Annotated in this window: 22 protein-coding genes; 14 read left to right on the top strand and 8 right to left on the bottom strand. The window is 70.6% G+C overall.

The genetic code is table 11. The annotated features are described in order from the left end of the window. The 3 genes from AC3RXZ_RS11355 to AC3RXZ_RS11345 are packed head-to-tail and all read left to right on the top strand — an operon-like array spanning nucleotide 1 to nucleotide 2,955. On the top strand, nucleotides 1-1,530 hold the full coding sequence (locus AC3RXZ_RS11355; protein ID WP_243228445.1) for a DUF7059 domain-containing protein: 1,530 nt from the start codon (nucleotides 1-3) through the stop codon (nucleotides 1,528-1,530). Between the two features lie 29 nt (nucleotides 1,531-1,559). Then, a complete protein-coding gene (locus tag AC3RXZ_RS11350; protein ID WP_491494083.1) occupies nucleotides 1,560-2,615 on the top strand; it encodes an LLM class flavin-dependent oxidoreductase in 1,056 nt (351 codons plus the stop codon). A gap of 25 nt (nucleotides 2,616-2,640) precedes the next feature. Then, nucleotides 2,641-2,955, top strand: a complete 315-nt coding sequence (locus AC3RXZ_RS11345) for a hypothetical protein (RefSeq protein ID WP_243228447.1) — start codon at nucleotides 2,641-2,643, stop codon at nucleotides 2,953-2,955. A gap of 3 nt (nucleotides 2,956-2,958) precedes the next feature. On the opposite strand, the gene AC3RXZ_RS11340 is transcribed toward AC3RXZ_RS11345, so the two are convergent. Then, the gene (locus tag AC3RXZ_RS11340; RefSeq protein ID WP_491494082.1) at nucleotides 2,959-4,197 is read right to left on the bottom strand and encodes an FAD-dependent oxidoreductase; all 1,239 of its coding nucleotides are present in this window, start codon (nucleotides 4,195-4,197) and stop codon (nucleotides 2,959-2,961) included. Between the two features lie 76 nt (nucleotides 4,198-4,273). On the opposite strand from AC3RXZ_RS11340, the gene AC3RXZ_RS11335 reads away from it, so the two are divergent. Then, nucleotides 4,274-4,993 (top strand): TetR/AcrR family transcriptional regulator, encoded by a 720-nt coding sequence (locus AC3RXZ_RS11335; RefSeq protein WP_243228449.1) that lies wholly within the window; start codon nucleotides 4,274-4,276, stop codon nucleotides 4,991-4,993. A gap of 23 nt (nucleotides 4,994-5,016) precedes the next feature. Continuing rightward, nucleotides 5,017-6,444, top strand: a complete 1,428-nt coding sequence (locus tag AC3RXZ_RS11330) for a CCA tRNA nucleotidyltransferase (RefSeq protein ID WP_491494081.1) — start codon at nucleotides 5,017-5,019, stop codon at nucleotides 6,442-6,444. A gap of 9 nt (nucleotides 6,445-6,453) precedes the next feature. On the opposite strand, the gene AC3RXZ_RS11325 is transcribed toward AC3RXZ_RS11330, so the two are convergent. Continuing rightward, on the bottom strand, nucleotides 6,454-7,458 hold the full coding sequence (locus AC3RXZ_RS11325) for a LacI family DNA-binding transcriptional regulator (RefSeq protein ID WP_243228451.1): 1,005 nt from the start codon (nucleotides 7,456-7,458) through the stop codon (nucleotides 6,454-6,456). 9 nt (nucleotides 7,459-7,467) lie between these two features. Then, nucleotides 7,468-8,727 (bottom strand): Gfo/Idh/MocA family protein, encoded by a 1,260-nt coding sequence (locus AC3RXZ_RS11320; RefSeq protein ID WP_243228452.1) that lies wholly within the window; start codon nucleotides 8,725-8,727, stop codon nucleotides 7,468-7,470. Between the two features lie 145 nt (nucleotides 8,728-8,872). Between AC3RXZ_RS11320 and AC3RXZ_RS11315 the strand changes: the two genes are divergently transcribed. Genes AC3RXZ_RS11315 through AC3RXZ_RS11305 form a run of 3 tightly spaced genes read left to right on the top strand, consistent with a single transcriptional unit; the run spans nucleotide 8,873 to nucleotide 12,103 of the window. After that, nucleotides 8,873-9,814, top strand: a complete 942-nt coding sequence (locus AC3RXZ_RS11315; RefSeq protein WP_243228453.1) for a carbohydrate ABC transporter permease — start codon at nucleotides 8,873-8,875, stop codon at nucleotides 9,812-9,814. A gap of 10 nt (nucleotides 9,815-9,824) precedes the next feature. Next, the gene (locus tag AC3RXZ_RS11310; protein ID WP_243228454.1) at nucleotides 9,825-10,742 is read left to right on the top strand and encodes a carbohydrate ABC transporter permease; all 918 of its coding nucleotides are present in this window, start codon (nucleotides 9,825-9,827) and stop codon (nucleotides 10,740-10,742) included. A 17-nt stretch (nucleotides 10,743-10,759) separates the two neighbouring features. After that, nucleotides 10,760-12,103: an ABC transporter substrate-binding protein gene (locus tag AC3RXZ_RS11305; RefSeq protein ID WP_243228455.1), complete on the top strand. Its 1,344-nt coding sequence runs from the start codon at nucleotides 10,760-10,762 to the stop codon at nucleotides 12,101-12,103. Here the strand turns inward: AC3RXZ_RS11305 and AC3RXZ_RS11300 are convergent. Genes AC3RXZ_RS11300 through AC3RXZ_RS11290 form a run of 3 tightly spaced genes read right to left on the bottom strand, consistent with a single transcriptional unit; the run spans nucleotide 12,049 to nucleotide 13,579 of the window. Further along, complete coding sequence (locus tag AC3RXZ_RS11300; RefSeq protein ID WP_243228456.1) at nucleotides 12,049-12,210, bottom strand: hypothetical protein; 162 nt, start codon at nucleotides 12,208-12,210, stop codon at nucleotides 12,049-12,051. The two genes, AC3RXZ_RS11305 and AC3RXZ_RS11300, sit on opposite strands and share 55 nt — an antisense overlap. Nucleotides 12,211-12,224: 14 nt before the next feature. After that, the gene (locus AC3RXZ_RS11295; protein WP_243228457.1) at nucleotides 12,225-13,232 is read right to left on the bottom strand and encodes a hypothetical protein; all 1,008 of its coding nucleotides are present in this window, start codon (nucleotides 13,230-13,232) and stop codon (nucleotides 12,225-12,227) included. Continuing rightward, nucleotides 13,232-13,579: a PadR family transcriptional regulator gene (locus tag AC3RXZ_RS11290; RefSeq protein ID WP_243228458.1), complete on the bottom strand. Its 348-nt coding sequence runs from the start codon at nucleotides 13,577-13,579 to the stop codon at nucleotides 13,232-13,234. Before AC3RXZ_RS11290 ends, AC3RXZ_RS11295 begins: the two co-directional genes overlap by 1 nt. Nucleotides 13,580-13,733: 154 nt before the next feature. Here AC3RXZ_RS11290 and AC3RXZ_RS11285 point away from each other — a divergent pair, with 154 nt between their 5' ends. Next, nucleotides 13,734-15,050, top strand: a complete 1,317-nt coding sequence (locus AC3RXZ_RS11285; protein WP_243228459.1) for a GAF domain-containing protein — start codon at nucleotides 13,734-13,736, stop codon at nucleotides 15,048-15,050. 213 nt (nucleotides 15,051-15,263) lie between these two features. Here the strand turns inward: AC3RXZ_RS11285 and AC3RXZ_RS11280 are convergent, their stop codons facing one another. Beyond that, the gene (locus AC3RXZ_RS11280) at nucleotides 15,264-16,418 is read right to left on the bottom strand and encodes a DUF3137 domain-containing protein (protein ID WP_243228460.1); all 1,155 of its coding nucleotides are present in this window, start codon (nucleotides 16,416-16,418) and stop codon (nucleotides 15,264-15,266) included. After that, complete coding sequence (locus tag AC3RXZ_RS11275; protein WP_243228461.1) at nucleotides 16,415-17,374, bottom strand: hypothetical protein; 960 nt, start codon at nucleotides 17,372-17,374, stop codon at nucleotides 16,415-16,417. Before AC3RXZ_RS11275 ends, AC3RXZ_RS11280 begins: the two co-directional genes overlap by 4 nt. 127 nt (nucleotides 17,375-17,501) lie before the next feature. Between AC3RXZ_RS11275 and AC3RXZ_RS11270 the strand changes: the two genes are divergently transcribed. The 5 genes from AC3RXZ_RS11270 (at nucleotide 17,502) to AC3RXZ_RS11250 (ending at nucleotide 23,817) form a co-directional block, all read left to right on the top strand. Next, nucleotides 17,502-18,482: a glycosyltransferase family 2 protein gene (locus AC3RXZ_RS11270; RefSeq protein WP_491494080.1), complete on the top strand. Its 981-nt coding sequence runs from the start codon at nucleotides 17,502-17,504 to the stop codon at nucleotides 18,480-18,482. Beyond that, complete coding sequence (locus AC3RXZ_RS11265; RefSeq protein ID WP_243228463.1) at nucleotides 18,479-19,828, top strand: polysialyltransferase family glycosyltransferase; 1,350 nt, start codon at nucleotides 18,479-18,481, stop codon at nucleotides 19,826-19,828. The genes AC3RXZ_RS11270 and AC3RXZ_RS11265 overlap by 4 nt, the downstream gene beginning before the upstream one ends. Then, a complete protein-coding gene (locus AC3RXZ_RS11260) occupies nucleotides 19,825-21,021 on the top strand; it encodes an acylneuraminate cytidylyltransferase (protein ID WP_243228464.1) in 1,197 nt (398 codons plus the stop codon). The genes AC3RXZ_RS11265 and AC3RXZ_RS11260 overlap by 4 nt, the downstream gene beginning before the upstream one ends. A 334-nt stretch (nucleotides 21,022-21,355) precedes the next feature. Continuing rightward, a complete protein-coding gene (locus tag AC3RXZ_RS11255; RefSeq protein ID WP_243228465.1) occupies nucleotides 21,356-22,228 on the top strand; it encodes an N-acetylneuraminate synthase family protein in 873 nt (290 codons plus the stop codon). Further along, nucleotides 22,225-23,817, top strand: coding sequence for a DUF6716 putative glycosyltransferase (locus AC3RXZ_RS11250; RefSeq protein ID WP_491494079.1), 1,593 nt, complete (start codon nucleotides 22,225-22,227; stop codon nucleotides 23,815-23,817). The genes AC3RXZ_RS11255 and AC3RXZ_RS11250 overlap by 4 nt, the downstream gene beginning before the upstream one ends. Nucleotides 23,818-23,829: the final 12 nt, after the last annotated feature.

The following is a 23,829-nucleotide window of genomic DNA, read 5'->3' as shown; positions in this document are numbered from 1 at the left end:
GTGACGGCCGTGTCCGACACCCCCGCCCCCGCACCGGATCCCCGGTTCGCTGCGCTCCTCGCCGCCGACCTCGATGCCGCCGACTTCCGATCCGAACCGTTGCGTCGCCTGTGGGGAGAGGAGGCGGATGACGCGCTCGGCCGCGGGCTGCGAGCCCCGATCCTGCGCGCGATCGACGGGGATCGCTCGCCGCTCGCGACCCTCGGGCGCCTGTTCGTCCTCGGCATCCCCCAGCCCATCGCCGACGTGGCCGAGGCGCTCGCGCGGATCGGAATCGACGGCCTCGCGACGCTCGGCCTCGCCAGGACGGATGCCGAGGCCTCCGTCGTCCGACCGCTGGCGCTGGTGCGCCCGCAGTCCTTCGTCGACGCGGACGGCGTGGGGGAATGGTGGATCGCCAGTGACCTCGACGAGGTCGCCCTCGGAACGGCCCTGCCCGCCGATCACGTGCTCGGCGTCGGCGGGGCGTCGCGGACGCTCGCCGAACTCGTCATCCCCCAGCCCGTCGGCCGCGCGCTCGACCTCGGCACCGGCTGCGGCATCCAGGCCCTCCTGGTCGCGCGCCACGCGGGAACGGTCGTCGCGACCGACATCTCCGCGCGGGCTCTCGCCTTCGCGGAGCTGAACGCGCAGCTCAACGGCGTCCGCAACATCGAGTTCCGGCACGGCAGCCTGTTCGAGCCGGTGGCCGGAGAGGCCTTCGATCTGGTGGTGTCCAACCCGCCGTTCGTCATCACCCCGCGCGTCGACGGCGTTCCCGCCTACGAATACCGCGACGGCGGACTCGTCGGCGACGCCCTCGTCGAGGAGTTCGTGCGGGCCGTACCCGCGCATCTGACGGCCGGGGGCGTCGCGCAGCTGCTCGGCAACTGGGAATCCCGTGCGGGGGCGGCGGGACTGGATCGCCTGGCCTCGTGGGTCCCGTCGGACCTCGACGCATGGGCGATCGAGCGCGAGGAGCTGTCGCCTCTCGGGTACGCCGAGCTGTGGATCCGCGACGGCGGGACGACGCCGCGGGATGCCGCGTTCACGCCCTTGCTGGAGGCCTGGCTCGAAGACTTCGCCGCACGGGGAGTGACCGCGGTGGGCTTCGGCTACGTGCTGTTGCGGCGCAGCATGTCGGGTGCCCCACCGCTGCGCCGGTTCGAGCACGTCGCACAGCCGATCTCGCAGCCCGGGCGCGCTCTGCAGGGCGGCCTCGCGGCCCACGACGCGCTCGCCGGAGGGATCCCTCAGACGCTGCTCGTCTCCGCCGACGTCACCGAGGCGCGTCATCTCCTGCCGGGCAACGACGACCCCAGCGTGATCGAGCTGCGCCAGGGCGGGGGGTTCGGCCGCACGGTCCCGGTGGATCCCGCACTCGCGGCGTTCGTCGGCGCCTGCGACGGCGACCTCACGGTGGCCCAGATCGTCGCGGCGCTCGCGGACCTCTTCGAGGTGCCGCTGGCGGATCTCTGGACGGACCTGGAACCCCGCATCCGGCAGCTGGTGCTGGACGGGTTCCTGCTGACCTCGACGGAACAGGAATAGCGGGCGCGTTCCATGCGTTCGAATGGATCATGAAGGCTTTCGGATTCCTCTCGTTCGGTCACTACGCCGACGTCCCCGGTTCGTCGACGCGCACCGCGGGCGACATGCTCCGCCAGACCATCGAGATCGCCGAGGGTGCAGACGAGATCGGCGTGAACGGCGCGTACGTCCGTGTGCACCACTGGGCCAGGCAGGCGGCGTCGCCGATGCCCCTGCTGACCGCGATGGCGGCACGGACGAAGCGCATCGAGGTCGGAACCGGCGTCATCGACATGCGCTACGAGAACCCGTATCAGTTCGCCGAGGAGGCGGCCGCGCTCGACTTCATCGCGGACGGTCGCATCGCCCTCGGCGTGAGCCGCGGGTCGCCCGAGACCGCGCTGCGCGGCTACGAGACCTTCGGCTACGTCGATGACCAGGACCCGGAGCGCGGCAGCGTGCTCGCACGCGACAAGTTCGACCTGTTCCTTCGCGCGATCGAGGGCGAGCGCGTCGCTCCCGGCGACCCGCGCATGGTCGGCGAGGGCCGGTACCTGGCGATAGAACCGCACTCGCCCGGTCTGCGCGACCGCATCTGGTGGGGTTCCGGGTCACGCGCGACGGCCGAGAGCACCGGACGCATGGGCCTGAACATGATGAGCTCGACCCTCGTCACCGAAGCCACCGGACAGCCGTTCCACGAGCTCCAGCGCGAGCAGATCGACCTCTTCCGCGCGGCCTACCGGGATGCCGGGCACACCGGGTCCCCGCGGGTGTCCGTGAGCCGCAGCGTGTTCCCGCTGGTGAGCGACATGGATCGCGCGTACTTCGGACTGCGCAGCGAGGACAGCGACGACCAGATCGGCATCATCGACGGCCTGCGCTCCACGTTCGGCAAGACCTACGCGGCCGAACCGGACGTGCTCATCTCGCAGCTGAAGCAGGACGAGGCGGTCATGGCCGCGGACACCCTCATGCTCACCATCCCGAACCAGCTCGGTCCTGCCTACAACCTGCACGTGCTGCAGGCGTTCGCGGAGCACGTCGCGCCGGCGCTGGGCTGGAAGCCGAACACCGAGGGTCCCGTCCAGGGCGACCCGGTCTAGGGCGAGGGGCCGCTACGCTGGCGGCATGACCTACGACGGCGGATACGACGACCCGCGCGTGGTGGCGGCGCGCCAGGAGCAGCAGCGACGCCAGTCCCGCTTCTTCGTGGCGTTCGCGCTCATCGAGGGCGGACTGCTCCTGGCCGCGGCCGTCCTCGTGTACGGCTTCGAGATCGTCGATCCCGACCAGGGCGTGTGGCTGCTCGTGGCGATCGCGGCGATCGGCGGAGTCGTGCTCAGCGCGTCCCTGCTCTCGATGTCCCGCCGCAACCTGCAGCAACTGCGCGACCTGGGCGTGCCGCCCGGACCCGCGCCGGGGGATCCCAACAACGCCGGCTGACTCTCAGCCCGCTCGGACGACCCGCTCCGCCGCGGCATCCGGATCCGGACGCGCCGCGACGAGCTTCACGATCGGGCCCAGCGCCGCCCGCACGCTGAGAAGTCGCATGACCGTCTCGCGCAGCCAGGCGACCGCGCGGCCGCGCCGGAACATGAGCTTCGCCAGCATCCGGGAGTTGGACTGCGCCGACTCGACGCGCGGCTTCTCAATGCGCTCCCACTCCGCCAGGACCGCGGTGAGGCTCTCGCGGTCGGCGTGCGAGAGCATGCGCGCCAGCATCCAGGCCGCCTCCATCGCCATGCCCGCACCGATGCCGGCCGTGGGCAGGAAGCCGGCTGCGGCGTCACCGATGAGGACGCCGCCGGGCAGCACCCAGCGCTCCGAACGCACGTCCTCGAGGTGCCAGAAGTACGGAGCCGGGTCGTCTGTGACGGCGTCCAGGGCCGCGGACAGCCGCGGCCCGACCTCGTCGAGTCGCTCGCGCACGTCGTCGACGAAGGCGGACGGGCCGACGCGGAGGTCGGGGATCGGCCCGCCGAGGAACACGCCGAGACGGTCCTTGACCGGATAGACGCCGAGGAAGAACCCGTCTCCCCACAGCTCCTCGCCGAGATCCGCGGAGCCGAGGTCGTCCGCCCACGCGACCCAGCCCGCCCACCCGGTGTCCAGGCGCTGTGCGGGCGTCGAGGAGAGCAGATCGCGCATGCGGGAGTGCATGCCGTCCGCGCCGATGACGAGATCGAACTCGCCGGTCCCCACCACCGCGCCGTCGCGGTCGACGAACTCCACCCGCGACCCGCCTGCGCCGTCCGGCTGCGCGGATCCCACCGTCGTGCCGTAGGTGATCGGGCAGCCGTTCGCGGTCAGCACGTGGACGAGCTCACCCCGGCCGATCCCGTTGTAGTCCCCGTAGACGCTGAGCAGCTCGCCCAGGGAATCCGTGCGCAGCGGCTTCCCGCGGTGCGCGCGGAAGCGGTAGCTCCGCAGCGGCGTGCTCTCCTCGCGATACCGCTCGCGGATGCCGAGGTCGATGAACACCTGGTCGACGAGCGGCATGAGCGCCAGCATGTAACCGGGGTGCTCCATCCGCGGCATCCGGTCGACCAGGACCGGGTGCAGGCCGTTGTGGCGCAGCAGCTGCGCCACCGTGAGTCCGGCCATTCCGGCACCGACCACGAGGACGCGCAAGCGGTCCTCCGTCTGAGCGGCGAGCTGGGTGTCGAGCGGGGTGGGGTCGAGCATGGTCCTCCTCTGGACCAGCTGGTCCACTTCCATCCTACGCCCAGAGTGGACCACCCGGTCCACTAGACTTTCCCGCATGACGGAACTGCGCGGTGCCCACCGGGAGGCGCTGATCGAGGCCACCGTCGCGGAGTTCGCGGCGGTGGGCTACGAGCGCGCGTCGCTGAACCGGATCATCCGGTCCGCCGGCATCAGCAAGAGCTCGTTCTACAACGCCGTCGGCTCCAAGGGCGAGTTGTTCGACGCGGTCGTCAGGATGCTGGTGGACGATGTCCGCGCGCAGTGGACGCCGCCGGCGCCCGCCGAGTTCGCAGCGCCGGATTTCTGGGAGCGTGTGGACGCCGTCCTCGCCGCCTTCGCCGAGCTCGGTCGGGGCAGGGCCCTGCCCCTGCTGGGACGGATCTTCTACCTGCCGGCGACGGGTGCGGCGGACGGCCGCGCCGACCTGCTCGCGGCCGTCGGCGCGTGGGTGACCGCCGTGATCAGCGCCGGTCGCGCGGCCGGCGCCGTCCGCGACGACATGCCGATCGACCTCCAGGCCGCGGCGGCGTTCGGGATGCTGCGGGGCGTCGACGAATGGGCGCTCGGAGCCGGGCCTCTTGCGCCGGCCGGCGCGTCGAGACCTCTCGGTGTTGACGAGACCTCCCGGTATCCGCGTGAATCAGATGGGGTCTCGTCGGGAACGAGAGGTCTCGACGGCGACGCGGCGGTCGGCCACGGCGCGGAGATCCTGGGCGGCGTCGAAAGGGAAGCGGCGGCTCCCGGCATCCTGCTGCGGCGGCTGCTCGGCACCTGAGGGCGCCCGGTACCCTGGAACCCATGCTCAACATGGCCGATGGCCTCGCTCGACTCGGCGCGCTCGCCGCCGCCCCGGTCGTCCGCACCCTCGCCGACGCCTTCGCGGCAGGCGGCTTCGAGCTCGCCGCCGTCGGCGGCCCCGTGCGCGACGCGCTTCTCGGACGCACGACGCACGACCTGGACTTCACCACGAACGCCTCGCCGGACGAGATCCTCGCGCTCGTCGCGCCGATCGCGACGGCGCACTGGGACATCGGCCGCGCCTTCGGCACCATCGGCGCCCGCGTGCAGGGAGCGCAGGTCGAGATCACCACGTACCGCGCCGACAGCTACGACGGCGTGACACGCAAGCCGACGGTCGAGTTCGGCGACACGATCGAGGGCGACCTCGTCCGCCGCGACTTCACCGTCAACGCCATGGCTCTGCAGGTTCCGGCCGTCAAGCTGATCGATCCGACCGGCGGCGTCGAGGACCTCGTGGCCGGGATCCTGCGCACGCCGGCCGATCCCCGGGTGTCGTTCGGAGACGACCCGCTGCGGATGCTGCGGGCGGCGCGCTTCAGCGCCCAGTTGGGATTCGACATCGACCCCGGGACACTCGCGGCGATCGGCGAGCTGCGGGGGACGCTCGAGATCGTCAGCCCCGAACGCATCCAGGGCGAGCTGATCCGGCTCATGCAGACCGGTGACCCGGTCCGCGGCATCCGCGTACTGGTCGAGACCGGGCTGATCGAGGAGTTCCTGCCGGAGGTCAGCGCGCTGCGCCTCGAGGTCGACGAGCACCATCACCACAAGGACGTCTACGAGCACTCGCTGACCGTGCTCGAGCAGGCGATCGAGCTCGAGCAGTCCCGGCATCCGGGTTCCGAACCCGACGTGGCGCTGCGCCTCGCCGCCCTGCTGCACGACATCGGCAAGCCCCGCACCCGCAAGCTCGAGCCCGGCGGAGCGGTGTCGTTCCACCACCACGACGTGGTCGGCTCGCGGATGGCGCGCAAGCGCCTGCAGGCCCTGCGCTTCGACGGAGAGACGACGGATGCCGTGGCGCGCCTGATCGAGCTGCACTTGCGCTTCTTCGGATACGCGGAGGGCGCGTGGACCGACAGCGCCGTGCGCCGGTACGTGCGCGACGCGGGGGAGCTGCTGGAACGCCTGCACATCCTCACCCGCGCGGACGTGACCACGCGCAACCGTCGCAAGGCCGCTCGTCTCGCCGGCGCCTACGACGACATCGAGTCGCGCATCGCGGCGCTGCGCGAGCAGGAGGAGCTCGACGCGATCCGCCCCGAGCTCGACGGCAATCGCATCCAGGAGATCCTGGGCATCTCCCCGGGACGCGAAGTCGGCGAGGCGTATCGCTTCCTCCTCGACCTGCGTCTCGACGAGGGGGTCATCGGGACGGATGCCGCAGAGCAGCGCCTGCGCGACTGGTGGGCGCAGCGCGGCTGAGCCGTCCGCTCAGCAGCCGCAGGAGCGGCCGATGACCAGGTGCGCCTCGACGACCCGGTGCACGCGCTCGTGGGGCGCGCCGAGCAGAGCCTCGACCGCGGCCTCGGCCATCTCGTCCAGCGGCTGGGCGACGGTGGTGAGGGTCGGCCAGCTGTACGCGGCATCCAGCGACCCGTCGAACGAGACGATCGCGACGTCCTCGGGTACGCGGACGTTCGCCTCGTGCGCGGCCTTCAGGACCCCGCGACCCATCTGGTCCGAGCTGACGAAGAGCGCGCGCGGGACGGCACCCGACCGGATCAGGCGGCGCATCGCGTCGTAGCCGCCCTCCGGGGTGAACGAGCCCCGCACGATCGGACCCGGCGGGAGGCCGAGCCGATCGAGGCTCTCGCGCCACCCCGTCTCGCGGCCGTCCTCCTCGTCACCGGTCGTCCCCCCGATGACGATGCCGATCTCCTCGTACCCGTGCCCGGCGAGGTGCTCGACGGCGAGGTGCGCGCCGTGCAGGAGGTCGACGCCCACCGAGTCGCGATCCGGGACGCCGGCGCTGTTGTTCAGCATCACGATCGGGATGCCGGCGATGTCCAGGCCGCGCAGATCCGGCTCGGACACGGTGCTGCACAGGAAGATGCCGTCCACGAGCCGTCCGGCGAGCTGCTCGAGCTGGACGCGCTCGGTCGCGATGGAGGAGTCCGAGCTCGAGGTGATGACGAGGTAGCCGCGCCGGGCCGCGGCCACCTCGACTTCGTGCGCCAGCTGCGCGAAGTACGGGTTCATCGATGTCGGGGTGAGCATGCCGAGCATCTCGGTGGATCCGAGGCGGAGGGCACGCGCGGAGGGATTCGCCCGGTATCCGAGCTTCGCCACGGCATCCCGCACCCGTTCCTCGGTCGCCGGGGCCACGCGCTTCGTCCCGTTCACGACGTAGCTGACCACCGCGGGGCTCACACCGGCGAGCCTCGCGACGTCGCTCCGCGTGGCCCGGCTCGCGGAGGCGGGTGAAGAGCGGGACACGGCGCCATCCTAGCCGTGGGCGGTGTCCCCGACCGGCTCCCCGATCACGGTCGGCTCACCGACTCCCACCGGCGCGTCGCCGAAGTCCGGGATCGGCAGGCGCTCGCCGCCGCGCAGCGCGGAACGGTGCGCCACGATGCCCGGAAGCGTGTACCGGGCGGCCTCCCACGCGTTCACCGGAGGCAGCGTGCGCGTGGCGACGGCCGTGACGAAGTCGTCGACGAGGAAGTGGTGGCTGCCCTCGTGCCCGCTCGGCAGGCGCCGCAGCGACTCCGGAAGCCGCGAGGCGTCGTGCACGGGCGCGAGGCCGGAGATGAACGCATCGCGCAGCGCCGGATCCACATCCGCGAGCGAGGGGTCGTCCGCGGACATCGACGGCTTGGTCTCGAGGAGCTCGGTGACATCCTCGAAGCCCTCCTTGTCCTGCCACACGGCGCTCGAGACGAGCTGCTCGAAGCTGCCCTCCGTGCCGAAGTAGCGGAATCGCGACTCGCGCAGGTGCGACGGGTACCCGACGCGACGGAACTCGTTGATGCGCATGCTGCCGCCGCCGGCGAGCTCGAACAGTGCGGTCGCGTTCGAGAAGTCGTTGTCGAACATGCTGACCTCGCGATCGAACACGCCGTCGCCGCGGTCGTCGCGCACACCGATGCAGCTCACGCTCACGGCGTGCGAGCCGATGGCCCCGATCACGCCGCCGACCGAATGCGTCGGGTACAGCATGGGCGGGTAGCTGGCCGTGCGCTTCCACTCCTCGCCGCCGCTGTACTGGTACGCGGCGTAGAAGCCGAGATCCATGTCGTGGACGTAGTCGCCTTCGGCGTAGAAGATGCGACCGAACGCGCCCTCGGCCCTGCGGCCCCTGGCATAGACGGTCGCCGGGTTGTAGTAGCTGGTCTCGCCCATCATGTAGGTGAGCCCGGTCTCGCGGACGGCCTCGATGATCGCGGCGATCTCGTCCTCGGTGATGGCCATCGGGACGGCGGAGTACACGTGCTTGCCGGCGCGCAGGGCGCGCACCACGAGAGGGCCGTGCGTCCACCGCTGCGTGAAGATCGCGACGGCGTCGACGTCGGAGGCGAGCAGGTGGTCGAAGCTCCGGACGGTGCCGTCGAGGTGCTCGCGGCCGGCGAGCTCCGCCGCGCGCTCAGGGATGACGTCGGTCACGACGACCGACGAGACGAGGGGGTGAGCGTTGAAGAGCTTCGCGAACTGGCCCGCGAACTGCCCCGCGCCCACGATGCCGAGGGAGAAGGTCTGGTGTGTCATGCGCGAGAGTCTGCCACGCCGTAGTTACACGAGTCAACAACGACTAAGCCGCCTGAATTGCGATGATAACTAACCCTTGCACCCGTGAAGTGACTCGTGTAACTTCACGGGCAACCTGATCATCGCATGACGACGGAGTGTGAAGATGACAACGAGCACGATCGTCCTCGGGCGTCGCGGAGCGGCGCGCGACGGGGGAGTGAGAGCGCGAAGAACGCGCAGTGACCTCAGGACCGCCCTGCTCTTCATCGCCCCGGCGCTGATCGGCCTGGTGCTGTTCTACGTCGTTCCGACCATCCGGGGTCTGTACCTCAGCTTCACCGAGTACAGCGTCCTGGACGACCCGACCTGGATCGGCACGGCGAACTACGAGCGCCTCGCCCAGGACCCGCTGTTCTGGAACGCGCTGGGCGTCACGGTGCAGTACGTCGTCATCAACATCGTGCTGCAGACGATCATCGCCCTCGGGCTGGCCCTCCTCATGCAGCACGTGGCCCGTTCGACAGCGGTGCGCGGGATGCTGCTGATGCCGTACCTCATGGCGAACGTCATCGCCGCCCTGCTGTGGTTCTGGATGCTGGACTATCAGCTCGGCATCGTGAACAACATCATCGAGTGGCTGGGGCTGCCCCGCGTGGCGTTCTTCGGCAGCGCCGAGTGGGCCATCCCGACGCAGGCGCTGATCAACACGTGGCGGCACATGGGCTACACCGCCCTCCTGCTGTTCGCGGGACTGCAGGCGATCCCCGGCACGCTGTATGAGGCCGCGAAGCTCGACGGCGCGAACCCGTTCCAGACGTTCGGACGCATCACGCTGCCGCTCCTGCGACCGGTGCTCGCGCTGGTGCTCGTGCTGACCGTGACCGGCTCGTTCCAGGTGTTCGACACCGTCGCCGTCACCACGCAGGGCGGACCGGTCAACGCGAGCCGCGTGATCCAGTACTACATCTTCCAGAAGGCGTTCACGCAGCTCGAGTTCGGATATGCATCCGCGCTGGCGATGATCCTCTTCATCATCCTGGGCATCGTCGCCTTCGTGCAGATGAAGCTCCTCCGCGGCAACGAGTCCGACCTGGCGTCGGCGTGAGGAAGAGGCCATGACCACGACAACGACCATCGTCACCCAGGGGCGTCGCATCCGCCGTCGCGTGACCTGGGGCTCCGTCTTCGGCTGGATCTGCCTGGGCATCGCGATCGCGATCAGCATCCTGCCGTTCTACTGGGTGCTGCGCACCTCGCTCTCGATGAACAGCGGACTCGCCGCGAACTCGTCGAGTCTGCTCCCGGTCGAGTTCAACCTCGGCGCCTTCGCCCGCGTCTTCGGACTGCAGTCGACCGAAGAGGCGCTCGCGCAGGGCGGATCCGGGGCGGAGATCAACTTCTGGCAGTACCTGGTGAACTCCGCCGTCTTCGCCACCCTGACCACCGCGGGAGCGGTGTTCTTCAGCTCGATGGCGGCGTACGCGTTCGCGCGGCTGCGCTGGAAGCACCGCGACCTCGTGTTCGGTCTGTTCCTGGCGACCGTGCTGGTGCCGCCGATCTTCACCGCGCTGCCGAACTTCCTGCTGATCAAGAACCTCGGCCTGCTCGGGACGATGTTCGGCATGATCCTGCCGTACGTCTTCATGACGCCCTTCGCCATCTTCTTCATGCGGCAGTTCTTCCTGAACATGTCGCGGGAGGTCGAGGAAGCGGCGATGATCGACGGCGCCTCGCAGTGGCGCATCTTCACGCAGGTCGTGATGCCGAACGCCGCGGCGCCGCTGGCGACCCTGGCTCTCCTGACGTTCATGGGGCAGTGGAACGAGTACTTCTGGCCGCTGCTGGTCTCGGACGAGAGCACCCGTGTGCTGACGGTCGGTCTCGGCACGTTCAAATCGCAATCCCCGCAGGGAGCTCCGGACTGGTCGGGACTGATGGCGGCGACGCTGGTGTCCGCCGTGCCCGTGCTGATCCTGTTCGCCGTCTTCGGCAAGCGGATCGTGAACTCCATCGGCTTCAGCGGGCTGAAGTGACCGGGAAGGGACGGAGCATGAGGAAGAAGATCGTCGCCGGCGGGGTCGCCGTCGCCTGCACGCTCGTTCTCGGCGGGTGCGCCGCGGGAAGCGAGGAGGGCACCATCGACTACTGGCTCTGGGACGCCAATCAGCTGCCCGGGTACCGGCAGTGCGCCGAGGACTTCAACGCCGCGAACCCGGATCTGACGGTGCGGGTCACCCAGCTCGGCTGGGACGACTACTGGAGCAAACTCACCAACGGCATGGTCGCCGAGAACGCGCCGGACGTCTTCACGAACCACCTGTCGAAGTACCCCGACTACCTGCGCTTCGAGCAGCTCGTCCCGCTGGACGACACCGGCGTCGCCTTCGACCGCTACGCGGACGGCCTCGCGGACCTCTGGGTCGGGCAGGACGGGCAGCGGTACGGCGTGCCGAAGGACTGGGACACGATCGCGCTGTTCTACAACCGTGACATGCTCGCGGATGCCGGCATCGGCGAGGACGAGATGGCGGAGCTGACCTGGAACCCGGAGGACGGCGGGACCCTCGAGGACGTGATCGCCCATCTGACCATCGACTCGGCGGGCGTGCGCGGCGACGAGGAGGGCTTCGACAAGGACGACGTCGAGGTCTACGGCCTGGGCCTGGCGAACTCCGGATCGGGCATGGGACAGGCGGAGTGGAGCTGGTTCACTGGGACGACGGGCTGGACGCACACGAACGAGAACCCATGGGGAGACCACTACAACTACGACGATGAGCGCTTCCAGAGTGCGATCGCCTGGTGGGCGGGTCTCATCGACAAGGGGTACATGCCGCGGCTCGAGACGACGATCGGCGCGTCCATGCCGGACAACTTCGGTGCCGGACGCGCCGCCATCAACGCACACGGATCCTGGATGATCGGGCAGTACGCGGGCTACGACGGCATCGACCTGGGGATCGCTCCGACTCCCATCGGTCCCGAGGGTCGGCGCGCGTCCATGTTCAACGGCCTCGCCGACTCGATCTGGGTGGGAACCGACAACCTCGAAGGCTCGCAGAAGTGGGTCGAGTATCTCGGGTCGCCCGCCTGCCAGGACGTCATCGGCGACCAGGGCGTGGTCTTTCCCGCGATCCTGTCGTCGGCCGATCGCGCGGTCGCGGCCTACGAGGAGCGCGGCATCGATGTCTCCCCATTCACGGATCACGTGACCGACGGCACGACGTTCCTGTTCCCGATCACCGCCAACGCGGCCCAGGTCGACGGCATCATGAAGCCGGCGATGGACTCGGTGCTGACCGGCCAGGCCGATGTCGCCTCCCTCACGGGGGCGAACGATCAGGTCAACGCGTTGTTCGATCGAGCGGATGAGGAGGATGCGTCGGACGACTGACGGGAGATCGCCGCGGCATCCAGCCATGCCGTGATGTCGATGGGGATGCTCACGATGCCCTCCTCGGCATCCGAGACCGCCTGAGGGCGGAAGATGTGCGGATCCACGATGTGCTCCCGGCTCAGGGCGTCGGCGTCTCGGCCGGCTCCGGTGACGTGCTCGGCGTCGGCTCGGGCGTCGGATGCCCGGACTCGATCGCCGTCGCCTTTCCGAACGGAGCCGGGGCCGGAGCGAGGGAATCCTCGTCGACCTCGCCCCTGTCGTTCAGGTGCGCCTCGCGCAGGGGGTAGACGTTCCAGATCGGCTGATCGCGGAAGTCGCGCAGCGGCACCGTCACCTCCTCGCGGTCGTCCTGCCATCCGTAGTCGCTGGTGTCGGCGCCGTGGAGGTTCAGCGGCGTCCCCTTGCCGGTGAAGAGCTGGACGTCCTGCAGCGGATTGCCCTCCGCGTCGTAGGCGAAGATGTTCCCGACCTGCACTCCGTCGAGCAGCAGCCCGGCCGGCGGATAGTAGCCCTCGTCGACGTACTGCGTCTGGGCGCTCACCATCCAGACGAACATGAACGGCAGGGCGACCGCCGCGACGATGCTGACGATCGTCCGGATGTGGCGCAGCGCGTTCCGGGGCAGCCATCGTCCCCGGCCCCACTGGACGCTGATGAGCGTCAGCGCCGCCAGGATCATCCATCCCGGAAGCCCGGTCGGCCAGAACCCCGCATGTCCGTTGCCCGTGAACCAGAGGAGGAGCCCGTAGAGCGAGGCACCTCTGAGCACCCACCACACGGGGCGCAGCGCGATCAGCAGGTCGAGGACCCACGCGCCGAACCGGCTGCCGCGGATCGCCGTGACCGTCGCCACGGCGCGCGAGCGCACTCTCGCGCGGAGGGGAATCCGATGACCGTGCTCGGAACGAGGCGGAAGACCTGCCGCGGTGCGCAGCTCCTCGGCGTAGCCGGCCGGATCGTCGAGGTCGATCGCCCCGTCGTTGTCGGCGGCCTTCTCGACGAGGTCGGCGACGAGCCCGACCGCGATGTCCTCGGCATCCTCGGCCGGCAGATCGTCCAGCTGCGCGCGGACGGCGGTCGCGAAGGCGCGGATGCGCTCGTCCAGCGATGCGTCGATGGTGTTCATCACTCGGCTCCGATCGATGGGGCGACGGGGGAAGTCTTGAGCAGGCTGCTCATGGCGGCGGAGAACTCGGTCCAGGTGGCAGTCTGCTCGTCGAGCGACGCGCGGCCCTGCGGATTGATCGCGTAGTACTTGCGGTGGGGCCCTCCGTCGGAAGGCACGACGTAGCTGGAGAGAGAACCGGCCGCATACAGCCGCCGCAGAGTGCCGTACACGGAGGCGTCGCCGACGTCCCCGAGGCCGGCATCGCGGAGGCGACGCACGATGTCGTAGCCGTATCCGTCCTCCTGGCGCAGGACGGCGAGGACGGCGACGTCGAGCACGCCCTTGAGCAACTGGGTGGTATCCATCGAACTCCTCTGTCGCAGTGCACGCTACCACGCATTGCACAGTAGTGTGGGAAACGTGATTCCGGACGGCATGTCGTGGGCGGAACAGCACCCGCCGGGCGGGAGGAATCGCCCTAAACTGACAGTGACTCCGTCACGGATGATCGGAGACGACATGCCATCGCCCTGGTCCGGTCCGCGCGACGCATCACCGGCCTCGCGCCTGCTCATCGAGCGCGCGCAGGAGGAGTTCGTCGCCGGAAACCTCGACGACCAGCGGCTGCTGCAGGTGCGACCCGTCGTGCGCGAATCGTGGGAGCGCTCGCTGCGCGGCCGCGTCGGAGCCGACGGGCTGCCGCCCCTGTCGCTCGTCGAGGATGAGCTCGAGCGCTATCGAAGTGCCCACCCTCTGGCGGGCGCCATGGACATGATCCGCGAACTCCTGATCCCGGGTGACCCGGAGGACTCCGGCGTCCTCGTCGTGATCGGGGATCATGCCGGACGACTGCTCTGGATCGACGGGGATCTGCGCGCGCAGGTCATGACGGGAGACCTTGGACTCGTGGCGGGGGCGGACTGGTCGGAGTCGGCGATCGGCACGACGGCCCCCGGCATCGCGCTGACGACCGGACGCTCGGCGCAGATCCACGAGAGCGAGCACTACAACCGGCACGTCCAGGCCTGGTCCTGCTCGGCGGCTCCGGTGTTCGATCCCGAGACCCGGAGGATCCTCGGTGTCATCGACATCTCGGGCGGCCCGGAGACGGCGACGCCGCAGGCGCGCATGCTGGTGGATGCCGCAGCACGCGTCGTCGAGGCCGAACTGCTCGTCACCCGCCTGCGGGCGCGTGCCGAGGAGCGCGAGCGACCGCGACCGCCGCGGCGCTCCCTCGGCACACGGGCGACGCTGCGTGTGCTGGGGCGCGACCGGGCGCAGCTCGAGGTGACCGGGCCCGAGAACGAGTCGATCATCGAGGTGTCCGCCCGCCACGCCGAGATCCTGCTCATGCTGGCGGTGCACGGCCAGGGCATGTCGGCATCGGCACTCGCCGAGGCCGTCTACGGCGAGGGCGCACCGGCCGAGACGCTACGACCCGAGATGGTGCGCCTGCGTCGCGTGCTGGAGCGCGTCTGTCCCGAACTCGTCCCCGAATCTCGGCCCTACCGGCTGCGCATCCCGGTGGAGACGGATGCTCAGACCGTCGTGTCGCTCCTGGACCGCGGTGCGCATCGGGTGGCGCTGACCGCGTACCGCGGACCCGTCCTGCCGGATTCGGTCGCGCCCGGCGTCGAGATCCTACGGCAGTCGGTGCGCGACGCCCTGCGCCAGGCGATGCTCACCGAGGCCAGTGTCGACGTCCTGCTGTCGTACGCCGACATCCCGGAGGGCGATGACGTCGAGGTCCTGCGGCTCTGCCTGGAGATGCTGCCGGCCCGCTCCCCGCGTCGCGCCGGCCTCGTCGCCCGGATCGAACGCCTCGAACAGCAGTGACCGCAGCCGGGCCGTCGAGTAATTCGACGGGGTGCAACTTCTTGCAACCTCGGATGGGATACCGTTCCGGCAACACCGCATGACATCGGTCCCCAGCCGATACGCGGTGTGGAGCGGGTGACCGCTTCTGCGGAGGAGTACGTCTCTTTCCGATCCCGAGGGGGGATGGGGTGGGAGCTGAACCCCAGACAGCACCCACCCCCACACCTCGGGTCAGAACGCGCGCATCCAGATGTTGATGCCGATCACCGCGAGCACGACGACGATCCAGAGCCATCCCGTGCGGCGCTTGAGTCGTCGTCCCGACGGGGCGACACCCGCCGGCGGGGTGATCAGGCCGACCGGCGGCGCGAACGGCAGGCTCGCCGTGCCGCCGGAGGCGACGGATCCGGCCGAGGACGGCGGCGCAGCGCCGACGCCGGCGAGGACGGATGCCGCGGCATCCGGACCCACGTCGGTCCGCAGCCGCTCGTCCCGCCAGCGCGCCCACTGATCGAGCTTTGTGATCAGCGCGCCCACGGCGCCGAACAGCCACGCCCAGGTCGCGGGATCCAGTGTCGACGCCTGCCGCTTGGTGTAGAGGAACAGCCAGTCGTCGACGATCTCGACGTCGAGCTCCGCGGCGTTGTCGATGAAGCGCGCCATGACATCGGGGGTGAACAGGTACAACGCGTCGCGTTCGTAGCCCTCGGGGCAGTACAGCGTGAAGTAGCGGTCGAAGTCCCCTTCGAGCGACAGCCGCTGATCCTTGTCGAACGAGGTGGGCAGGTTGGTGCCGAATCCGTTGTTGCCCACGGCATCCAGCACGATGTTCGGAAGCGGGACGTCGAGCCTGACCGCCACATACCCCCAGCGGTACGTGGTCGAGCTCTTTCCGTGCTTGACCGTGTACTGGTAGTTGCCGAACTCGACGAAGCGAGGGGAGTGGCCGCGCACGAGCATGCTCGCGCGCCGCCCGTTGCCGTACTGGAAGATCATGCCGGGCAGTGCGGGGGCGTCGACGCGATCCTCGTAGGTCATGTTGTTCGCGGCCGCGAAGCGCGACAGACGGTAGCGCGTGACGCGGGACTGCCGGTATGCGAAGAAGCTCGCGAGTCCGACCCCGACGAAGATCGCGAGGAAGATGGTCAGCGGGATCGCCAGGGCGGGCGGGAACCCGTCGGCCACGACCAGCGCGATCGCGCCGATCCCGATCGGCACCGCGATCGTCAGGGCGAGCACGCCGACGACGATGCCGATCACCCCTCCGGCGCCGAGTCCCTGGCGGGGGCGGCGTGCTCGCATCTCCGCGACGAACGCGCTCACGGCCTTCGGGTCGACCGGGTTGGTGAGCGGACTCGCGTCGAACGCGACCGCAGGCCGGCTCATCCGTTGACCTCGTCGCCGTCCCAGGACAGGTCGGCGCCGTCCGCGACGGTGTGCGCCTCGAGGTGGGGATCGGCGCAGATCTCGGCCACGAGAGCACCGGATCCGGCGACGATGGTGGAGTCGAAGTCGATCTCGCTGACCATCACCCATGCGCGGTCGGCCGGCCACAGGATGCTGGGGTGCTGCGCCGCGGGGGCGAAGCCGCGCTCTTCCGCGGGGCGGTCGCGCCAGGGTGCGCCGAGGACCCAGTCCGGGTCCGCGAAGGCGCTCGGTGCGGCGGAGAACAGCACGTGGTCGCGTCCCGGCAGCCGCAGGCGCGGACCGTGGGAGATCTCGTCCGACAGGATGCCGGGTTGCCAGACGGGTTTCGCGAACGGGTTGTTGAACCGGTCGTGGATGCTCTCGTTCAGCATCGCCTGATGCTGCGGGTCGTCGGAGAAGGAGAGGAAGGTGCGCGAGGGCGTCGGTCCGTGGAATCCCAGGAGCCCGCCGTGTCCCTCCCAGAGCGCGGCGACCCCGGCATCCGGTGTCGTGGTGTGCGCGACGAGGTGGGCGGCCAGCCGCGCGAACAGATCCGCTGCCATGCTGCCCTCGTCCGGCGAGGTGAACTCACGTCCGTCCGGGGCGTTGCGCACCTGCCAGTCGCCGCCCTCCGGTGTGCGCACGAGCCGTGACCACTGCGCCAGCGGATGCATGACGGTGCCGAAGGCCGCCGCCGTCTCGGCCCACGTCGCCGGGCGGTCGTCGAACAGCGCCATCAGACGCTGCTGCTCGGCATCCGGCATCCGGACCCATTCCTCCATCTCCGGGACGGGTCGGTCCGGCAGCGCGCGCACCTGCGCCGGGTGGAACACCCGGGCATAGGCGGGGAAGCCGTGCGGCACGACGCCGAGGTTCTCATCCAGCCGCTCCCGCAGCCAGCCGCCCGCGCGCTCAGGGTCCGCGATCCACTCCATGCTGTTCACGCTACCCGGCGGCCCCCTGAGCGGGCGCCGCCGGGCCGCGGCTGCGCGGTCGAGACCGGCACCGCCTGTTCACCCGGCGGTCGCCTCCCGGCAACACGGGCGTGTCAGCATGCCCGCCGTGCGCACGCCCCTCGTCACCGTGATCCTGCCGGCGAAGGATGCCGCGCCGTACATCGGCACGACGCTGGAGACCCTGACGCGGCAGTTCGCCGATCGCGCCGCGCTCAAGCTCGTCGCGATCGATGACGGATCGACCGACGGCACCGGCGAGATCATGCGCGCGCACGCCGAGCGGTTCGCGCACGCCGAGGTGCTGTCGAACCCGCGGCCGGTCGGCCTCGCCACCGCCCGCAACCAGGGACTCGGCCACGTGGAGGGCGAGGCCTTCTGCTTCATCGACGGCGACGACTGGATGCAGCCGCGGCGGTTGGAGGTACTCGCCGAGCGGCTGCGCGACCTCGACTGCGACTTCCTGCGCACCGACCACGTGCGCGTCACCGGGGCCAAGCGGTCCCTCGTGCGCGCGCCCTTCGCGTGGCGCGGCGCCGTGGTCTCCCCGCGCGACGCGATCCTCCCCGCCGACGACACCACCATGGTCGACTATCCGTACGCCTGGGCCGGCATCTTCCACCGCCGCGTCATCGACCGCGGTCTCGCCGTGTTCGACGACGGGCTGTTCACGGCCGAGGACCGCCCCTGGATCTGGCGCCTGCACCTGCACGCGAAGAGCTTCTCGGTCGTCGACGCCCCGGCGCTGCTGTACCGCCGCGGACTCTCCACCTCGCTCAGCCAGGTGCGCGACCGGCGCCAGCTCGACTTCACCCGCGCGCTGTCGGCCGTGCTCGACACCGTGGAGCAGGATGCCGAGGCGGACCGGTTCCTTCCCAAGGCGGTGTGGACGGTGCTCGCGCTGAGCTCGCACCACCTGGTCCGGTCGCGCCGGATGGCCCCGCCGCTGCGACGGGACATGCGTCTGGCGATCCGCGACCTGCTCGCCCGGCTGCCGCAGGGGCAGGCGTCCGAGGCGCTGGCGCGATTGGACGGACCGCGTCGGCGGGTGCTGGCGCGCAGCCTGCGACGGGCGGGACGTGCCGCATGACCCGGCTGTTCCTGCTGCACAGCGCCTACGGCCTCGCCACCGCTGCGGCGGCGATCGACGAAGGGATCTTCGACGGCGAGCAGGAGAACGTGCTCCTCGCGGTCAACACCGCCCGCGTGCCCGAGACGACCACCGGAATCGACGTCCTCCCCGGACTCGCAGGGCTGCGCGCCCGGTTCGCGCGGGTGGAATCCCTCGACGAGCTGCTGTCGCCGCGGCATCCGAGCTCCTGGAAGCCGCCCTCCGCCGACGCACCCCTGCTCCGCCGACTGCTCACGCGCGTGTGGGGTCTGGACGACGACGTCGAGCTCTGCGTGCAGAGTCCGCAGGTGGCGCCCGCGCGCACCCTGCTGGGGCTGTTCCCCGACGCGCGCATCACCGTGGTGGGCGACGGACTGATGACGTACTCGCCGATCCGGGTCGCTCTCGGACGGACCACGGTCGAGCGGGTGGGACGCGTCGTGTATGCGGACGTCGCACCGGGTGTCGCGCCGCTCGTGTTCACCGAGGCGGGAGCCGCACGGGTGCCCGTGCTTCCCGCGCGCTTTCGCGCCGCTCTCGAGGAGACCGCCGCGGAGGACCCGCAACTCGACATGCTGGCCGACGGCACGCGCACGGCGCTCGTGCTCGGGCAGTACCTCGCCGCGCTCGGTCTCGTCTCGCCGGCCGAGGAGATCGCGATGCAGCAGGAGATGATCGATCGCGCGATGGCGGCCGATCCCGAGCGCATCGTCTTCAAGCCGCATCCGTCGGCGCCGCCTGCCGTCACGGACGCCCTGCGGCAACGGGTGCGCCGTCGTGGCGTCGCGTTCGCGGAGCACCGGGGGCCGACTGCGGCTGAGCTCGTCGCAGAACGTCTGGATGCGGCGGTCGTCGTGGCGGGATTCTCGACCGCGCTCCCCACGGTGAGCACCCTCTACGGGCGGCCGATCGCTTCGGCCGGCCTCGCCTCCGTGCTGCGGCGGCTGGAGCCCTACGAGAACAGCAATCGCGTGCCGGCGACGATCGTGGACGCGCTGACCAGGGAGCATTCCCCGTACCGCGAGCCCGCGCAGTTGCAGCTGCTCGTCGACGCGGTCGGGTATGCCATGCAGCCGCGCATCGCCGAGCACCTGCGTCCTCGCGCGGTGCAGCTCCTCGAAGGCCTGGATGCCGCGGAGCGGGACCGGTACTTCAGCCCGGCACGGCTGTCGGCCCTCGCACTGCCCGGTGCTCCCCGCGAGCGGATGATCCGTCGCGCGCTGCGATCCGGAGGCGGCGTGGGCCGCGTCGAGGAGCTGCGACTCACCATCGCCGGGGCGAGACGGCGCGCGGGGCGCGCGTGGAAGGCGGTCCGAGGACGATGAACGACAGCGCATCCACTCCGGACGGTGAGGCGTCGGACGCACCCCTGACCGTCGCGATCATCCCGGCTCGCGGCGGTTCCAAGCAGGTGCCGCGCAAGAACCTCCGGCGGGTCGGCGGTCGCCCGCTCGTCGAGCGCGCCGTGCGGGCGGCCGCCGCGGCATCAGACATCGACCTCGTCGTGGTGTCCACCGACGACGCCGAGATCGCCGCCGTCGCCGGCTCGGCAGGCGCCCGCGTCATCTCCCGGCCGGCCGAGATCTCCGGCGACACGGCGTCCTCGGAGAGCGCGATCCTGCATGCGCTGGACGAGCTCGAGCGGAGCGGCGTCCGCGTCGGGATCGTCGTGTTCGTGCAGGCGACGTCTCCGTTCATCCCGGCATCCGGGATCGACGAGGCGATCGCGCTGCTGCGGACGGGCCGCTTCGACAGCGTGTTCTCGGCGCACGAGACGTACGGGTTCTTCTGGCGACGCGACGAGGCCGGCGCGGCCGCCGCGATCAACCACGACGCCGCGCACCGGCCGCGCCGGCAGGACCGGGAACCGCACTACCTGGAGACCGGCGCGTTCTACGCCTTCGGTGCCGACGGTTTCCGGGAGGCCGGACACCGGTTCTTCGGCCGCATCGGGATCGTCGAGGTCCCGGAGCGGACCGCCGTCGAGATCGACGACGCGCACCAGTTGGCGGTGGCGTCCGCGGTCGCCGGGATCGTGGACGATGCACCGGCCGAGCACGTCCCCGTGCGCGCGGTCGTCACCGACTTCGACGGCGTGCACACCGACGACACGGCGCTCGTCGACGCCGAGGGCCGCGAGCACGTGCGCGTCAGCCGTGAGGACGGCATGGGCGTCTCGCTGCTCCGCCGCGCCGGCATCCCGATGCTGATCCTGTCGACCGAGACCAACACGGTCGTCCGCGCCCGCGCCGACAAGCTGCGCGTTCCCGTCCTGCACGGCATCGACGACAAGGCGGCCGCGCTCGCCGCATGGGCGGAGGGCGAGGGCATCGATCTCGCCGACATCGCGTACCTCGGCAACGACGTCAACGACCTCGGCGCCATGGCGATCGTCGGCTGGCCCGTCGCGGTCGCGAACGCCCATCCGCTGGTCCGGGAGCAGGCGAGGATCGTGCTGTCCCGCCGCGGCGGAGCCGGCGCGGTGCGCGAGCTCGTCGAGCGGGTGCTCCCGCGCTGACCGGGGCGGTGTCCGGGGCCTGGCGTCCTGGCGAGTGGTCTCTGGCCGCAATCCGTGCCGCTCAGAGCGCCGCGACGGATCTCCGGTCGCGATCCGTGCCGCTTCGCGCCCGGGATTCCGGCAGGAAGTGCGACCTGAGCGTGGGTGGGTGTCGGATACCGACACGAAGTGCGACCTGAGCGCCTACGGATGCCGGATGCCGACCGGAACTGCGACCGGAGCGGGGCCGCCCACCCGACAGCAGACGGACCACCGCGGGTAACCCGCCGGTCGCGTGACGTTCACCCCCGCGGCGTACCCAGGAGGGACGGGGGTTCCACGACTGGAGGACGACATGACCGTGAGCATCGGATCGCACGTGATCGGAGGCGGCCGGCCCGTCTACGTGATCGCCGAGATCGGCCTGAACCACAACGGCGACGTCGAGCTCGCCAAGCGACTCATCGACGTGGCCGCGCGCAGCGGCGCGGACGCGGTGAAGTTCCAGAAGCGCACGCCGGAGATCTCCACCCCCGAGCACATGCGAGACGTCCCCCGTGAGACGCCCTGGGGCACCATGACCTATCTCGAGTACCGCCGTCGCGTCGAGTTCGACCGCGAGCAGTACATCGAGATCGGCGACCACGCGACGATGCAGGGCCTGGACTGGTTCGCCTCGCCGTGGGACGTGCCGAGCGTGCACTTCCTCGAGGACCTGAACGTCGCGGCGCACAAGGTCGCCTCGGCGAGCCTCACCGACCTCGAACTGCTTGAGGCGCTGCGCGAGACCGGCAAGCCGGTCATCCTCTCCACCGGGATGTCGACGCTGGAGCAGATCGATCGCGCTCTGGAAGTGCTCGGAACGGACCGCGTGGTGCTCATGCACGCCACCTCGACCTACCCGATGGAGCCGGAGGAGGCGAACCTGCGGGTCATCGCCTCGCTGCGCGACCGCTACCCCGGCATCCCGGTCGGCTACTCCGGGCACGAGCGCGGACTGCAGATCTCCCTGGCGGCCGTCGCCATCGGCGCGGTCGCCGTCGAGCGGCACATCACGTTGGACCGGACGATGTGGGGCTCGGATCACGCCGCATCGCTCGAGCCCGGCGGACTCCACCACCTCGTGCGCGACATCCGCGTCATCGAGACGGCCCTGGGCGACGGCATCAAGCGCGTCTTCCCCGGCGAGCTGGCGCCGATGGCGAAGCTGCGTCGCGTTCCCGCATGAGTGCACGCCTGCGCGTCGTCGCGATCGCGGATGCCGACTCGTTCGTCAAGTGGTCGGCCTCGCTGTTGTCCGGTGTCGACGGCATCCGGCGGCACCTGCTGCTCGTGACGACGCCCCTGACGGTGAGCCGTGAGCAGGAGCGGACGGCGCTCGCCGGCACGAGCTTCACGGATGCCGAGGTCACCCGCCTGTCGTTCGACGAGGTGCGCGGATGGCTGGCGGGCCACGAGCCGGACGCCGTGGTGCTGGCCGGCCGCGGCCCGTTCGTGCGCCTTCTCGGAGGCGTGATCGACCGGCTCGAGCGACGCCCGGTCGTGATCGGCGGGCTCCCCGGCATGTCGATCCCGGCGCAGTGCGGAGCGCTGGACTATCGCCGGTACTGCGATCTGCTGGTGCTCCATTCGCATCGGGAGAAGCGGGCGTTCGCGGAGCTCGGCCGACGCATCGGCCTCGACGTGCCGCTCGCGCTGGCGACGCTCCCATACGCCGTCGAGCCGCGTCGCGCGGGCGTTCCCGACGAGGTCCTCGAGCACCGCGCGGCCTCTCGCCGATCGCTCGCTGAGCACGGGGCGGCCGCCCCCCATCCGCTCGTTGAGCGACGGGCGGCCGCCCCCCGTTCGCTCGCTGAGCACCGAGCGACCGCCCCCCGTTCGCTCGTTGAGCGACGAGCGGAGCGAGGAGTCGAAACGCGTCCCGCCCCGCACGCCGATCTCGCCCCCGCCGCAGACACCCGGCACGCGACAGGCACCGCCACGGCCGTCCTCACCCGCCCGTCCGCAACCCCGTCCGCAACCCCACCGGCGACACCGCCGCCGACCCGGCATCCGCAGGCGAACGATCTCGTGTTCGCCGCGCAGGCGATGGTTCCGGCCCAGCGGCACGAGCGCGCGGCGATCGCCGACATCCTCATCCGCGCCGCCAAGGCGGACCCGCGGCGCCGCGTCGTCGTGAAGCTGCGCTCGCGTCCGGGCGAGACCGAGACGCACCTCGAGCGGGACACGTACGTCGACCTGCTGACGAACCGGCCACCGAACCTGGTGTTCTCGTACCAGCCCATGACGGTGGCGCTCGAGCGCGCACAGGGACTGGTGACCCTGAGCTCGACCGCGGCGATCGAGGCGCTCGCCCTCGGTGTGCCGGTCATCGCGCTGGACACCTTCGGCGTGCACAAGTCGCTGCTGAACACCGTGTTCATCGGCAGCGGACTGCTCGGCGGCGCCGAAGAGGTGATCCGGCGCCGCTTCCGCCACCCGCACCCGGGCTGGCTGTGGGACAACTACTTCCACCCGGCATCCGACTCGACGTGGTGGGAGGACGTCGAGGATCTCATCGCGCGGCGGCGGGCAGGTGAGCTTCCCGCGCGTCCGGTGCCCGCGGCGCGCGGCGGACGACTGCATGCCGCATGGCACCGAAAGAGCGTGCTCGGCTCGGCCGATCGCAGCGTCGCCGGCGCCGTCGCGCTCGCCGTCGGGACTCCGCTCGTGCGCGGCATCCTGTCCCGTCGCCGCGCGCTCGCCGACACCTGGTCCGAGACCGGGACGGACTACACGCTCGAGCCGACTCCGCACGTCGACCCGATCCGTCGCTGACGTCGCTCCGCG

It is taken from the genome of Microbacterium cucumeris (assembly GCF_058349845.2).
Note: the sequence above shows the minus strand (reverse complement) of the source record. Positions and strands in the feature narration are given on the sequence as shown.